Annotated in this window: 12 protein-coding genes and 1 pseudogene; 5 read left to right on the top strand and 8 right to left on the bottom strand. The window is 59.9% G+C overall.

Annotation, left to right across the window (positions count from 1 at the left end; translation table 11 throughout):
• Positions 1 to 24: 24 nt before the first annotated feature.
• Together ACZ9DP_RS23740 and ACZ9DP_RS23735 are read left to right on the top strand one after the other, a co-directional pair.
• Positions 25 to 386, top strand: a pseudogene (locus ACZ9DP_RS23740) (PIN domain-containing protein).
• Positions 387 to 467: 81 nt separating this feature from the next.
• Positions 468 to 1,001, top strand: coding sequence for a DUF1003 domain-containing protein (locus ACZ9DP_RS23735; protein ID WP_476203764.1), 534 nt, complete (start codon positions 468 to 470; stop codon positions 999 to 1,001).
• Here ACZ9DP_RS23735 and ACZ9DP_RS23730 read toward each other — a convergent pair.
• The gene (locus tag ACZ9DP_RS23730) at positions 998 to 1,393 is read right to left on the bottom strand and encodes a GFA family protein (protein WP_476203762.1); all 396 of its coding nucleotides are present in this window, start codon (positions 1,391 to 1,393) and stop codon (positions 998 to 1,000) included. The genes ACZ9DP_RS23735 and ACZ9DP_RS23730 overlap by 4 nt on opposite strands.
• 192 nt (positions 1,394 to 1,585) lie before the next feature.
• A complete protein-coding gene (locus ACZ9DP_RS23725) occupies positions 1,586 to 2,959 on the bottom strand; it encodes a class II 3-deoxy-7-phosphoheptulonate synthase (RefSeq protein WP_194729830.1) in 1,374 nt (457 codons plus the stop codon).
• Between the two features lie 306 nt (positions 2,960 to 3,265).
• Here ACZ9DP_RS23725 and ACZ9DP_RS23720 point away from each other — a divergent pair, with 306 nt between their 5' ends.
• On the top strand, positions 3,266 to 4,594 hold the full coding sequence (locus tag ACZ9DP_RS23720; RefSeq protein WP_194729831.1) for a pilus assembly protein TadG-related protein: 1,329 nt from the start codon (positions 3,266 to 3,268) through the stop codon (positions 4,592 to 4,594).
• A gap of 28 nt (positions 4,595 to 4,622) precedes the next feature.
• On the opposite strand, the gene gor is transcribed toward ACZ9DP_RS23720, so the two are convergent.
• From gor to rpiA, 3 genes are all read right to left on the bottom strand, one after another.
• On the bottom strand, positions 4,623 to 6,008 hold the full coding sequence (gor, locus tag ACZ9DP_RS23715; RefSeq protein WP_194729832.1) for a glutathione-disulfide reductase: 1,386 nt from the start codon (positions 6,006 to 6,008) through the stop codon (positions 4,623 to 4,625).
• Positions 6,009 to 6,119: 111 nt separating this feature from the next.
• The gene (locus tag ACZ9DP_RS23710) at positions 6,120 to 6,695 is read right to left on the bottom strand and encodes a DUF2059 domain-containing protein (protein ID WP_283072181.1); all 576 of its coding nucleotides are present in this window, start codon (positions 6,693 to 6,695) and stop codon (positions 6,120 to 6,122) included.
• 17 nt (positions 6,696 to 6,712) lie between these two features.
• Positions 6,713 to 7,411 carry a ribose-5-phosphate isomerase RpiA gene (rpiA, locus tag ACZ9DP_RS23705; protein WP_476203761.1) on the bottom strand — a complete coding sequence of 233 codons (699 nt, stop codon included), beginning with the start codon at positions 7,409 to 7,411 and terminating at the stop codon, positions 6,713 to 6,715.
• 143 nt (positions 7,412 to 7,554) lie between these two features.
• Between rpiA and ACZ9DP_RS23700 the strand changes: the two genes are divergently transcribed.
• On the top strand, positions 7,555 to 8,313 hold the full coding sequence (locus ACZ9DP_RS23700) for an HAD family hydrolase (RefSeq protein ID WP_239598543.1): 759 nt from the start codon (positions 7,555 to 7,557) through the stop codon (positions 8,311 to 8,313).
• A gap of 144 nt (positions 8,314 to 8,457) precedes the next feature.
• Here ACZ9DP_RS23700 and ACZ9DP_RS23695 read toward each other — a convergent pair whose 3' ends face one another.
• Together ACZ9DP_RS23695 and ACZ9DP_RS23690 are read right to left on the bottom strand one after the other, a co-directional pair.
• A complete protein-coding gene (locus ACZ9DP_RS23695; protein WP_476203760.1) occupies positions 8,458 to 8,826 on the bottom strand; it encodes a hypothetical protein in 369 nt (122 codons plus the stop codon).
• Between the two features lie 184 nt (positions 8,827 to 9,010).
• Positions 9,011 to 10,873, bottom strand: a complete 1,863-nt coding sequence (locus tag ACZ9DP_RS23690) for a L,D-transpeptidase family protein (RefSeq protein ID WP_476203759.1) — start codon at positions 10,871 to 10,873, stop codon at positions 9,011 to 9,013.
• Between the two features lie 407 nt (positions 10,874 to 11,280).
• Here ACZ9DP_RS23690 and fumC point away from each other — a divergent pair, with 407 nt between their 5' ends.
• Positions 11,281 to 12,672 (top strand): class II fumarate hydratase, encoded by a 1,392-nt coding sequence (gene fumC, locus ACZ9DP_RS23685; protein ID WP_476203758.1) that lies wholly within the window; start codon positions 11,281 to 11,283, stop codon positions 12,670 to 12,672.
• A 315-nt stretch (positions 12,673 to 12,987) separates the two neighbouring features.
• Here fumC and ACZ9DP_RS23680 read toward each other — a convergent pair whose 3' ends face one another.
• A complete protein-coding gene (locus ACZ9DP_RS23680; protein ID WP_194729838.1) occupies positions 12,988 to 13,188 on the bottom strand; it encodes a hypothetical protein in 201 nt (66 codons plus the stop codon).
• Positions 13,189 to 13,318 lie beyond the last annotated feature (130 nt).

Below are 13,318 nucleotides of genomic sequence, written 5' to 3'. Positions count from 1 at the left end.
TCGTCAAGCGTCAGCTCACCGAATATGGACATCGTTGACTGGCTCGTGAGGCACTCTTCATCGGTGTTCACGACGGCGGTTACGGAAGCCGAAATCCTTTACGGGCTGCGCATTCTTGCCGAGGAGCGCCGCCGCCAGGAGCTCGAGGCCGCTATCCTGCCGATTTTGCGCGAAGATATCGGCGGGCGTGTCCTGCCCTTCGATCGGGGCGCATCAGATGTCTATGCGACCATTGCCACGAACCGTCGCAAGCCGGCCGACCGATCAGCCAATTCGACCAGATCGCAGCCATTGCCATCTCACGTGGGGCGTCACTTGCAACCCGCAACATGACCGACTTCGACGGAATTGGCCTTGATGTTATCAATCCCTGGAGGATTCGGTGATGGTGGCAAAGGCGCAAGCTGAGCGCACCATCGCTGACGAAGCAGATCTTCCGCCCGTGGTGCCAAATATCGGAGCCAGTCATGTATAGTATCTCGAATTTCGTTCACCTGCATTTCGACAGGCCGACCGAGGAACTCGGCGACATCGAAAAACGCGTCCTCAGGAGGACACACGAACGCAAGGTCATCTCGACCGACGTCAACGAAGCCTTTGCCGCCGAGGCGAGTTTCGGAGCGCGCGTCGCTGACGGTATCGCAAGGGTCGGCGGCTCCTGGTCCTTCATCATCGCCTTCCTCGCTTTCCTCGCGATCTGGGCAGTAATCAACACGATTGTCCTCGCGACGCGCGCCTTCGACCCCTACCCCTTCGTCTTCCTGAACCTGATCCTCTCTATGCTCGCCGCAATCCAGGCGCCGATCATCATGATGTCGCAGAACCGGCAGGCCGAGCGCGACCGCTTCGAAGCAGCCAAGGATTATGAAGTAAATCTCAAGGCCGAGCTCGAGGTCCTGTCGCTGCACCAGAAAATCGACATTCACGTCGTGACCGAACTCGCTGCACTGCGCGAAGAGGTCGGGCGCCTGAACGCTTCGCTGGCCGCGAAAGGGGCTTAAACACCTTTGGCGTATTGCGGCGCGCCATCGTTGATCTCATAGAAATCGCCCTTGTCGGCACAGTAGATATGATAGCCGAAGGAAAGCCTGCTCGGCAGGTTGAAGGCGCCGGCCATCACGGAAACTTCTGGCGATCCCTTCCGCTGCCAGAAGAGCGCCGAGCCGCAGTTTGCGCAGAAGCCGCGCTCCGCAGTCTCGCTCGACCGGTACCAGCGGATCGAGCTCTTGCCCTCGACCGTCAGGCTATCCAGGGAGACGTCGCAAGACGCGTAGTAGAACCCCGTCTGCCGTCGGCACTGCGAGCAATGACATGCGACGACCGGACCGGGCTTGCTCTTGCTCGTAAACCTCACCGCCCCGCAGGCGCAGCCGCCCGTATAATCCTTCGTCATTCGGACCCCCGTTCTCGATGGACTGCGAGATTGGCCGCTTGCCTGGGGCTGCGTCAAATCCAATTCCTTGAAGCAGAGCGTCAGAAATTTTGATGCCGAGATCCTTGAAATGCCACGACCAGCAATCTGTGCACGTTCAATAAAGAAAGCCCGGCGCTGGGCCGGGCTCTCGATTTCAGTCTTTCGGGTAGATCAGCCGTTGACGGCCATGCGCTTCTCGTCGCGGCCACCCTTCATGCGCTCGGCGAGCAGGAAGGCAAGCTCGAGCGCCTGGTCGGCATTGAGGCGCGGATCGCAATGCGTGTGATAACGGTCCTGCAGATCCTCGGCGGAAACAGCGCGGGCGCCGCCCGTGCATTCCGTCACGTCCTTGCCGGTCATCTCGATATGAATGCCGCCCGGATGGGTGCCTTCGGCGCGGTGGATCTGGAAGAAGCTTTCAACTTCCGACAGGATGCGTTCGAACGGACGCGTCTTGTAGTTGTTGAGCGTGATCGTATTGCCGTGCATCGGATCGCAGGACCAGACGACCTTGCGGCCTTCGCGCTCGACCGCACGGATGAGGCGCGGCAGGTGGTCGGCGACTTTTTCGTGACCGAAACGGCAGATCAGCGTCAGGCGGCCGGCTTCGTTTGCCGGGTTCAGGATGTCGATAAGGCTCAAGAGATCGTCCGCCTGCAGAGACGGACCGCACTTCAGGCCGATCGGGTTCTTGATGCCGCGGCAGTATTCGACATGCGCGTGATCGGCCTGGCGCGTGCGGTCGCCAATCCAGATCATGTGGCCAGAGGTCGCGTACCAGTCGCCGGAAGTAGAATCGACGCGCGTCAGCGCTTCTTCGTAGCCGAGCAGCAGCGCCTCGTGGCTGGTGAAGAAGTCCGTCTCGCGCAGGCTCGGATGGTTCTCGGACGTGATGCCGATCGCCTTCATGAAGTCCATGGTTTCGCTGATCCGGTCGGCAAGTTTGCGGTAGCGCTCGCCCTGCGGGCTGTCCTTGACGAAGCCGAGCATCCACTGGTGCACATTCTCGAGATTGGCATAACCGCCCATCGCGAAGGCGCGCAGAAGGTTCAGCGTCGCGGCCGACTGGCGGTAAGCCATGGCCTGGCGTTCCGGATTCGGATTGCGCGCTTCCTCGGTGAATTCGATGCCGTTGATGATATCGCCACGGTAGCTCGGCAGCGAGACGCCGTTCTGCGATTCGATGCCCGAAGAGCGCGGCTTGGCGAACTGGCCGGCAATACGGCCCACCTTGACGACCGGCAGTTGTGCGCCGAACGTCAGCACGACGGCCATCTGCAGGAAGGCGCGGAAGAAGTCGCGGATCGTGTCGGCGCCATGCTCGGCGAAGCTCTCGGCGCAGTCCCCGCCCTGCAGCAGAAAACCGTTGCCTTCGGAGACATTGGCGAGATGCTTCTTCAAACGGCGCGCCTCGCCCGCAAAGACGAGCGGCGGATAGCTAGCGAGCTGGGCTTCCGTTGCCGCCAAAGCGGCCTGGTCCGGATAATCCGGGACCTGCTGGATCGGCTTTTGCCTCCAACTGCTCGGGGTCCAAGTCTCTGCCATTTTAGTCACCTTTGTCTCGCCGGGATCACTGCCCGGCGCCTGTCGTCCACAATAACGGCGGCTTATAAACCTTTAGCATCCGCTTGCCTAGCGCCGTTCGACACGTTCTGAGCGGGTCGCGAAGCCTGCCGCGCTTATAAGGGAAGCCTCTGATGCGCCTTCAATCCCGCCCTCCGATTTACGCTAAATATACCATGAATTTTGGGGGGTAATTTAGCTATCTGTGTCAAACCCGAACCTGAAACTGCACGCCATGACGGGCGCGCTTTGTCTTCGCCGATGATCGGCCCGATCCTGGGGAATGGTATGAAGAAGCTGGCGCGCCGTTTTTCGGCTGACCGTTCGGGAAACTTTGGAATAATGACAGCATTGCTGGCCGTGCCGGTCCTCGGCGCGGCGGGCATGGCAGTCGATTTTGCCCACGCGCTCAGCCTCAGGACCCAGCTCTATGCGGCAGCGGACGCAGCGGCCGTCGGTTCGGTCTCGGAAAAATCGGATGCCGTGACCGCGGCCATGGCGATGAAAGGCGACGGCAGCATTTCGCTCGGCAAGGCCGATGCACAAAAGCTCTTCTTCGCCCAGATGTCCGGAGAACTTTCGGACATCCCCGTCGACCTCGACATCGATGTCGCGAAGACGACCAACAAGCTGAACTCGACTGTCACCTTCAGTGCCACCGTCCCGACTGCGTTCATGCAGATTCTTGGCAAGAACAGCATTGCAATTTCAGGCACGGCGACCGCGGAATATCAGACCGCTTCGTTCATGGATTTCTACATCCTGCTCGACAACACGCCCTCCATGGGCGTCGGAGCGACGCCAGAGGATGTCGCACTTCTGAGAAATGCGACCAAGAATGGCAACAAGGAGGGCAAGGACAAGGATTGCGCCTTCGCCTGCCATATCGTTTCGGAGAGCGGCGTTGAGGATAAGGAAAGCTATTTCTATCTCGCCCGCAGCATCGGCGCGACCATCCGCATCGACGTCGTCGCCAAGGCGACCGAGGCTCTCATGACGACGGCCAAGAAATCGCAGGTGGCTCCGGCACAGTATCAGATGGCCGCCTACACGTTTGGCAAAAAGTCATCTGACGCCAATCTCTACACCGTTTCGGAATTGACTGACGATCTCACCGCAGTTGGTGAAGCGACGAAGAACATCACGCTGATGAGCATTCCGAGCCACAACACGCCCAACAACCAGACAAGCTATGACAACGTGTTAACTTCAATCGAAAAGAAGATCCCCACGGGCGGCAGCGGAATGACCAAGACGGATCGCGAGAAAATCCTGTTCTTCGTTGCCGATGGCGTCGGAGATAGCATTAAGCCAACTACCTGCACAAAGCGGCTCAATGGCGGCAAACGTTGCATGGAGCCGATCGACACGAGCTACTGCCAAAAGCTCAAGGACAAGAATGTCAAGATCGCCATCCTATATACGACATATCTGCCGCTTCCCGAAAATAGTTTCTATAGAGATTGGATCGCGCCTTTCCAGTCCGAAATTCCGCAGAAGATGAAGGAATGCGCCTCCCCGGGCCTCTATTTCGAAGTGACGCCGACGGAGGGCATTTCGGACGCCATGAATGCCCTCTTCTTGAAGGTCATTCATAGGCCACGGCTGACCGGCTGAGAGCCGCAGTCCGCCAATTGGCTCTGCCTCAAACCCGCTCCCCATCCCGAATTCGATAGCTCGGCACATACATCGTCACGAGCTCTTCCGCCGCCGTCGGGTGCACTGCCATGGTGCGGTCGAAATCCTCCTTGGTGCACCCCGCCTTCAGCGTGATCCCGAGAATCTGCGCCATCTCGCCGGCGTCGTGCCCGAGGATATGGGCGCCGACGACCTTGCGGCTTTCTGCATCGACGATCAGCTTCATCAGCATCTTTTCGGAACGGCCGGAAAGCGTCGCCTTGAGCGGCCGGAACTGCGCCCGGTAGACCTCGAGCTCCCTGTAGCGTTTCGCCGCCTCCTCTTCCGAAAGGCCGACCGTGCCGATCTCGGGCTGGGAGAAGACAGCTGTTGCGATCTGCTCGTGATCCGGCTTCGTCGGATTGTTCTTGTATTCCGTCTCGATGAAGCACATCGCCTCGTGGATCGCGACCGGCGTGAGCTGTACCCTGTCGGTGACATCGCCGAGCGCGTAGATGTTGTCGGCGCTCGTCCGCGAATATTCGTCGACGACGATCGCGCCGCGCTCGTTCGTTTTCACACCTGCCGCCTCAAGCCCAAGCCCGTCGGTATTCGGATCGCGTCCGAGCGCGAGCAACACGGCGCCGGCATTCAGCGTGCCATTATTCAAGGTCTCGACGGCAAGCCCTTGCTCGCCCTTCGACACCATTTCCAGGGTGTCGCGGCACAGGATGCGGATACCCTTGGCAACCATTGCCTCATGCAGGCCGCGGCGCAGATCCTGGTCGAAGCGCGAGAGGATTTCCGCCCCGCGGTAGACCAGCGTCGTCTCGACGCCCAGTCCATGGAAGATATTGGCAAATTCCACCGCAATATAGCCGCCGCCCGCAATCACGATCGCCTTCGGCAGGTCTTCGAGATGGAACGCCTCGTTGGAGGACATGCAAAGCTCGTGCCCCGGAAGGGCCGCATGCGGGTTCGGCCGGCCGCCGGTCGCAATGACGATGGTCTTAGCCGTCACGGTCTCACCGGTCTTCACCAGCCGGATCGTATGCGCATCGACAAGCTCGGCGCGCGTCTCGAGGATTTCCGCATTCGCGCCGGAAAGCCCCTTCTTATAGAGCCCCTCCAGCCGCGCGATTTCGGCGTCCTTGGCAGCGATCAGCTTCTTCCAGTCGAAAGAGCTTTCCCCGACCGTCCAGCCGAAGCCGGCGGCATCCTCGAAATGCTCCTGATATTGCGACGCATAGACGAACAACTTCTTGGGCACGCAGCCGCGGATGACGCAGGTGCCGCCGTAGCGGTATTCCTCTGCAATCGCGACCTTCTTGCCGAGCGACGCGGCAACGCGCGCGCTTCTCACGCCCCCCGAACCGCCGCCGATGACGAAGAGGTCGTAATCATAGGAAGACATGGACGGGTGCTCCGTTAGGAATCGGCAGGAATGGTTCGACGGATATAGTATCTGTGCCTGCAAAAACAAAAGCCCGGACGATGCCGGGCTCTTGCGATCACATCAGCCGTGTCAGGGCTTTGCAGCAGGAGCAGGCGCACCTGCCGGCTTGTCGCCAGCCGGCGGAGTTTCCGGCACAGGCTCTACCTTGATGACCTTGCTGAGTTCCGTATTGGCATTCTTCTGGAGATCGCGGGCAATGCCCTGCGCCCAGATATCGGCTGCCCTGTTTGTTTCCCGCGAAGCGATGGGGCCGTCCTTCAGAAGCTTCTTGCCGACCGGCGAGTTGTAGAAGTCGGCGATGGCCTTCAGCTCTTCGACCGTGAATGCCTTCGCATAGTTCGCTGCCGCTTCCTTCTCGAGATCGGAGCGGCGCGGTGCGAGCGCCAGAGCCTGCGCGTCGACCGTGGCGCTGATCACGTCTTCGTAGTTCGGCGAATCCTGAATGAGGCCGGCCTTCAGGCGTTCGGCGAGGCCGGGCAGGATATTGTCGAACTGCGCCGTTGCGCCGATGGCGGCAACGGCTGCACGCGCGGCCTTCAACTGCTCGTCTGAAATTTCCTGCGCCTGCGCAGCTGAGCCGAAAGCGATGCCGGAGAGAATAACCGTCGCGGCGGCAAAACGGCCAAGACCTGCAAATTTCTTCATGAGTTTCTGTGCTCCTGTTATCTGTTCGCCTGCAGCGTGCGCGCACCCGCTGGACCCGCGATGATCGCAAGTGACGCCATATTGAGAAAAAGCCCGTGCTCAACGACGCCGGGTATCGAATTCAGCTCGCTCGAAAGCGCGTCTGCATCAGGAATGCGGCCAAAAGATGCGTCGATGATGTAGTGGCCGCCGTCCGTGGTAAATTCTCCGTCACCGGATTGGCGAAGTGTCAGGCTGCCGGTCAGACTGAGCCTGGCAGCCTTCCTTTCGATCGCGATCCGTGTGGAAACGAGACCGAATGGACTGACTTCGATCGGCAGCGGAAACCGGCCGAGCGTCTCGACCAGCTTGCTCTCGTCGGCAATCACGATCACGCGGTCTGAAGCCGCCGCGACGATCTTTTCGCGCAGCAACGCCCCGCCGCCGCCCTTGACCAGGCGCAGGCTCGCATCGATTTCGTCGGCGCCGTCGACCGTCAGGTCGAGTTCCGGGAGTTCATCGAGAGATTTCAGCGGTACGCCGAGCTCGACGCAAAGCCGCGCCGTGCGCTCCGACGTCGGAACACCCTCGACCCTGAAGCCACCGGCAACCTTCTCCGCTAGCAGGCGAACGAACTCCTCTGCCGTACTTCCCGTCCCGATCCCGAGGCGCATTCCGCTCTCGACGTGGGTAAGAGCCGCCTCGGCGGCCTTGATCTTCATTTCGCGGGCGTCCATGCGCCGCCTACTCCGGTTGTTTCGTTGGATGTGCTGTTTACACGGCTCGTATGGCAAACGAAAGCCAAAATAATAGCAGGAAACCGAAATGCGAAAGCATCGCGCTGCGGCGTTACGGCCATAGTCTTGGCGTTGCTTTTTCAATGCCCATCACCTACTCCGGGAAGACCGGATTTCATGAAGAGGCAATTTCCTTGACCCCTGCTCTTGTCGTATTCGATCTCGACGGCACGCTGCTCGATACCCACGCCGATCTCGTCGAGAGCCTGAATCTCACGATCGCCGCGCTCGATCTCGCGCCCGTGACTTATGCCGATCTGACCCATCTCGTGGGCCACGGTGCCAAGGTGATGATCGAGCGCGCCTGCACGCTGCGCGGCCACCCGCTTTCGGAAACCGAGCTGCCGCCGCTGCTGGAACGCTTCATCGCCCATTACACCGATACGATGCCCGGTCATACACAGCCATATCCCGGCCTGATCGCTGCCATGGATACTTTAAAAATCAAGGGATACAAGCTCGCCGTCTGCACCAACAAGCTGGAATCGCTGACGCTGACGCTTCTGCGAAAACTCCACCTCACCGGTTATTTCGACGCCATCACCGGCGGCGACACCTTTCCGGTCCGCAAACCCGATGCGCAGCACCTGACCGGCACGATCGAACGCGCCGGCGGCATACTGGCACGCAGCATCATGATCGGCGACAGCCTCAACGACATCGCCGTCGCTAGAAACGCCAACGTCCCATCGATCGCCGTCCCCTTCGGCTATTCCGACGTGCCGGTCGAAACGCTGCGCCCGGACCGGATCATCCTGCATTATGACGAACTGACGCCCGAACTCGTCGAAACCGTCATCCGCGATTTTGCGCGCTCGAACGCGGTGGCTGCTTCTCGCTGAAATTCCCGATCAAGCGCGCGGCAAACTCATTTGGACCGCGGCTCCAATATATCGCGAATTATTCGAACTTCCTCTCGCTCGCGCTCTCAAATATGAATGCCTTTGACACGTTGCTTGCAGGACGGTCAACGACCCGGAGCCGGGTCAGCCAGTATAGTGGCGTTTGGATCGCGATGTCGGTGGCAATGGCGAGAAAGGTTCACGCAACGCAATGAGGAATGGGCCAGGTAGCATATCCTTGGGTTCGGAAAATGTAGAATTATCCCAAGTCACGGTTAGGTTTTCCGGCGCCGCGCCGCGCAATACTTCGTCGACCAAAACGTCGAAACGCGCATAGTCAGTCAAGAAACCAGTGATATCCCCAAGGGTCTTCCGCATATCGGGAAAATGGGCTAGCGTCTTTTGGTGCCGCTCTCGCACGACTGGATCAAGAACGACCTCGTAGCTGGAAATTCTGCCAATAATCACTACGTCGGCGAATTCAACATCGTGAAGGTCGATGGCGGCTTGCATCATACATGCGCTGGCTGATCCGCCCGTAAGCATTGCGCCAAGATTCAGGAATGCAATAGGCCAAAAGCCCCGCGTCCTCATCCTCCGCTTCGCAATCACCGCAGCCCTGCTCTCGGATCCGGCACTAGCATTTGCGCTGGCGGCGATCCCGAAGACCGCCGCCCCCATTTCGGATCGAAAACAATCAGATCTGAGCGTCCCGCGCCTTCGTCGTCGCCTCGAATGCCTTCTCGACATAGGCATCGCGGCCATAGACATCGTCGAAATATTCCACGACGCCGTCCTTGTTCGGCCATGCCGTGAAGTAGGACACGTAGACCGGAATTTTCTGCGGAACCGAGACCGCCTTGTTCTCGCCAGCAGCGATCTGCCTTGCCACATCGGCGACGCTCGCGTTGAGCACGGCCGCAGCCATCGCGCGCGGATCGGCAAGACGCACGCAGCCATGGCTCAGCGCCCGCATGTCGCGCTTGAAGAAGCTCTTCGACGGCGTGTCGTGCATGTAGATCGCATGGCTGTTCGGGAACAGTATCTTCAATTCGCCCAAGGCATTGTCGCCGCTCGGCGGTTGGCGCACGGAGACATTGGAGGTCGAACCGTACCAATCGACACTGGAAGACGGAACCGCATGGCCGTTGATTGCCACTTCATAGCCGAGGCGGTCGAGATAATTCGGGTCGGCGCGCAGCTTCGGCAGCATCTCGTTGATGATGATCGACTGCGGAACGCCCCAGAACGGATTGAACTCGACGGTCTCGATCTCGTCCTGGAAGAAATAGGTCTGGTTGGACTTCTGGCCGACCACGACGCGCATCGACAACTGTTCCTTGTTGTCGTTGTGGTAGTAAACCATAAAGGCCGGCTGGTTGATGAAGACGTAGCGCGAGCCGAGATCTTCCGGCAGCCAGCGCGCCTGCTCCATCGCGACGGTGAGCTTCTCGATCTTCGAAGCGTTGCTGTCGCCGCCGATCATGATGCGGACGGTCGCCTGGCCGATTACGCCGTCCGGCTTCAGATTGTGTTCCTTCTGGAAACCCTCGACCAGCGAAACCAGCTCGGGCGAGTAGACGAAGCCGCCGCTATAGGCGGCGAGCGTTGCCGCATGCTGCGCCTTCAGCGCTTCCGAGCCGTGCTTGCCGATGGCCTTGACGATATTGGCGACTTCCGGCGAGCTGTCGCCCGGGCGCAGCAGCCGATCGAGCGAGATCGTGATGGGCTCGTCGCCAGCCGTCTCGGCCCTGAGCTTGGCGAGTTCCTCCTTGAGTGCTGCGAATTGCGGGCCGTCGGGCGTGCGGCTAGTCAGATAGGCGCCGATATCCGGGCTCATGCGTGCAAGCTTCAGAACCGGACCGAGGTTGACCTGCTTGCGCCTGAAATCGTGGTAGCCCGAAATCTTGTTCGGATCGATGCGTCCGCGCACCGTATCCTGGACATAGGCGAGCACCTTCGAGGAAAGCTGCAGCTCGAACTGCGTAAGAGCGCGGTCGCGGGCGGCCGGATCCGGATTGGCCGGGTCGACGGCCGGCAGGTCGACGGCGTAGTCGGCCGGGTCGAGGCCGACGGAACCGACACCGGAAAGGAAACTCATCGCCGCCTTGGCACGATCGTTGATCTCTGCGCCGGTCAGCCAGACAAAGGGGTTCTTGGAGCTGCCGTAATAGGCTTCGAGAGCCTTTGCGACATTTACGTCGGCGCGAACCTTCGCTTCGGCGAGGAACTGGCGTTCGACGACGACCGGCGCCATGGCCGCTTCACCGGACGCAGACGCGATCGCGCCCGTCACCGTCGGCTCGGCAAACTTGGCGATATTGACGAAGCGCATCGCGTCCGGCTTGTAGGTATAGTAGCGCGGACCGCTGACCTTCGGTAGCGGCATGGCCGGCATTTCGCCGAACTCGCCTGGATTGGCGGGATTGATGATCGGGGTCCGCTCGCGGTGGCCGCGGATCATGTCCATCAGCGTATAAGCATGCGCCGGCGCGGCCATCGCCGCAAATCCGCAGGAAAGTGCCAGTGCGGAGACCGCACCCTTGAAAAACGATGTCATGCTTTTTTCCAGTCCCAGTATCACGCTGTCCTTGGCATGGGCAAAGCCCATTTCAAAATTCATATAGTCTGGCTTTCCCGGTCCATTGGCAGAAACCGGCTCCGAGCGCCAGAAGCACCGGCACGACTTGTGTGACGCCGTCAAAGCGTGCCGCCGGCAAGCAGTTCACACAAAATTATGAAATTATTAGTTAATTTTTTACCGAATTTCGCGCGATTGCCACAGTGGTCAAACGCGCCCTCCGGGCATAAAGTTTCAAGCGTGTCCTAAAAACCACGAAGAACACCTAAAACATGAATAATGCTCTCATATTTCGTCTCCGGCCCGGTTTTCTTGAGGTCCGTTCGGACCTATAAGACCGACCTGAAACGAACGCGCTTCGGCGCACGCGACAGGAAGGCATGGCTATGACCTCGACCCGAACCGAAACAGATACCTTTGGCCCGATCGACGTGGCGGGCGACCGATATTGGGGCGCCCAGGCGCAGCGCTCGCTCGGCAATTTCAAGATCGGTTGGGAAAAGCAGCCGCTGTCGATCGTGCGCGCCCTCGGCATCGTCAAGCAGGCAGCCGCCAGGGTGAACATGGAACTCGGCCAGCTCGATCAGGCAATCGGCAAGGCGATCGTCGACGCCGCTCAAGAAGTCATCGACGGCAAGCTCAACGAGCATTTCCCGCTCGTCGTCTGGCAGACAGGTTCGGGCACGCAGTCGAACATGAACGCCAACGAGGTGATCTCCAATCGGGCGATCGAAATGCTCGGCGGCGTCATGGGGTCCAAGAAGCCGGTGCATCCGAACGACCACGTCAACATGAGCCAGTCTTCGAACGATACATACCCGACGGCCATGCACATCGCCTGCGCCGAGCAGATCGCCCACCACCTGCTACCGGCCCTGAAGCACCTGCATGCGGCCCTCGACATGAAGGTCGTCGAGTTCAACCACATCATCAAAATCGGCCGCACGCATACCCAAGACGCGACGCCGCTGACGCTCGGGCAGGAATTCTCCGGCTATGCGGCACAGGTCGGCTCCGCCATCAAGCGCATCGAGATGACGCTTCCCGGCCTTTGCGAACTGGCGCAGGGCGGCACCGCCGTCGGCACCGGGCTGAACGCGCCGGCCGGCTTTGCGGAAAAGGTGGCGGAGGAGATCGCGAAGATTTCCGATATGCCGTTTGTCACCGCGCCCAACAAGTTCGAGGCGCTTGCCTCGCATGACAGCATGGTTTTCAGCCACGGCGCCATCAATGCCGCAGCAGCCGCCCTCTTCAAGATCGCCAACGACATCCGCTTGCTCGGCTCCGGCCCACGTGCCGGCCTCGGCGAGCTGTCGCTGCCGGAAAACGAACCGGGCTCGTCGATCATGCCGGGCAAGGTCAACCCGACGCAGTGCGAGGCGCTGACGCAGGTCTGCGCCCACGTCTTCGGCAATCACGCCGCCCTCACCTTCGCAGGCAGCCAGGGCCATTTCGAGCTCAACGTCTATAACCCGATGATGGCCTATAATTTCCTGCAGTCCGTCCAGCTTCTCGGCGATGCGGCTATTTCCTTCACTGACAATTGTGTCGTCGGCATCGAGGCCCGCGAAGACAATATCAAGGCCGGCCTGGAGCGTTCGCTGATGCTCGTCACCGCGCTTGCCCCGACGATCGGCTACGACAACGCCGCCAAGATCGCGAAGACGGCGCACAAGAACGGCACGACGTTGAAGGAAGAAGCACTCGCAAGCGGGCTCGTCACCTCTGAACAGTACGACGAGATCGTCCGCCCCGAGCAGATGATCGGCCCGAAATAAACTGGCGCGATCTCGTCCGCCTCCCAAACCTGTCCGGCAGGCGAAAGCTGATGGGCGGTCACCCTGAAACCGGCTGGCCGAAAACAAAAAAGGCTCGCAGAGCTCGATCGCGAGCCTTTCGCCTCGTGATCGGTGTTACGCTCGATTACCAGATCGTCGACAACCTTTCGACGAAGCTGACCGCCACCTAGGTCAGCCGTGATCACGAAGCCGCCGACGACATCGACTTCGACTTCGTGCAGGGCTTCTTCCGCCTGCAGCGTGCGTACTAATCTGATCTGACAGGATTCGCCCGGCTGCGGGCCGGGCGGGTTTCTACTGACGTGCTGCCGGAAGCTCCGGCCGCTTCAAGGAACCGGCATAGAAAACCTCGGCAGGATTAAGCCTTGCAAGGATTTCAGTGTGGAAGGCGCCGGTCAGATAACCGCTGCCTTTGCTGAAGGCGATTGCAGCGCTGCTGACGATGATGAGAGCCATCGCTAACGACAAAAAATGATGATGCTGAGACCTTTGCATCGTCGTATCTCTTTGCTCGGCCTGGTTCGGCGTTCTGCCCGACCCGCTTACTGATATCTGTGCTCGCTGAAGTCCGGTTTAAAGCCCGTATAATCACAGCTGATCATGCATGAACGCCGAATAATCATGC

This window comes from Rhizobium sp. USDA 4016 (assembly GCF_056279705.1).
Note: the sequence above shows the minus strand (reverse complement) of the source record. Positions and strands in the feature narration are given on the sequence as shown.

Bases quoted from the DNA above. Each gene is read 5' to 3' on its own strand.
- ACZ9DP_RS23710 (WP_283072181.1), bottom strand. From the start codon at position 6,695: ATGAAGAAATTTGCAGGTCTTGGCCGTTTTGCCGCCGCGACGGTTATT.
- ACZ9DP_RS23680 (WP_194729838.1), bottom strand. From the start codon at position 13,188: ATGCAAAGGTCTCAGCATCATCATTTTTTGTCGTTAGCGATGGCTCTC.
- ACZ9DP_RS23720 (WP_194729831.1), top strand. From the start codon at position 3,266: ATGAAGAAGCTGGCGCGCCGTTTTTCGGCTGACCGTTCGGGAAACTTT.
- ACZ9DP_RS23725 (WP_194729830.1), bottom strand. From the start codon at position 2,959: ATGGCAGAGACTTGGACCCCGAGCAGTTGGAGGCAAAAGCCGATCCAG.
- ACZ9DP_RS23690 (WP_476203759.1), bottom strand. From the start codon at position 10,873: ATGACATCGTTTTTCAAGGGTGCGGTCTCCGCACTGGCACTTTCCTGC.
- ACZ9DP_RS23700 (WP_239598543.1), top strand. From the start codon at position 7,555: ATGCCCATCACCTACTCCGGGAAGACCGGATTTCATGAAGAGGCAATT.
- ACZ9DP_RS23695 (WP_476203760.1), bottom strand. From the start codon at position 8,826: ATGCAAGCCGCCATCGACCTTCACGATGTTGAATTCGCCGACGTAGTG.
- fumC (WP_476203758.1), top strand. From the start codon at position 11,281: ATGACCTCGACCCGAACCGAAACAGATACCTTTGGCCCGATCGACGTG.
- gor (WP_194729832.1), bottom strand. From the start codon at position 6,008: ATGTCTTCCTATGATTACGACCTCTTCGTCATCGGCGGCGGTTCGGGG.
- ACZ9DP_RS23730 (WP_476203762.1), bottom strand. From the start codon at position 1,393: ATGACGAAGGATTATACGGGCGGCTGCGCCTGCGGGGCGGTGAGGTTT.
- rpiA (WP_476203761.1), bottom strand. From the start codon at position 7,411: ATGGACGCCCGCGAAATGAAGATCAAGGCCGCCGAGGCGGCTCTTACC.
- ACZ9DP_RS23735 (WP_476203764.1), top strand. From the start codon at position 468: ATGTATAGTATCTCGAATTTCGTTCACCTGCATTTCGACAGGCCGACC.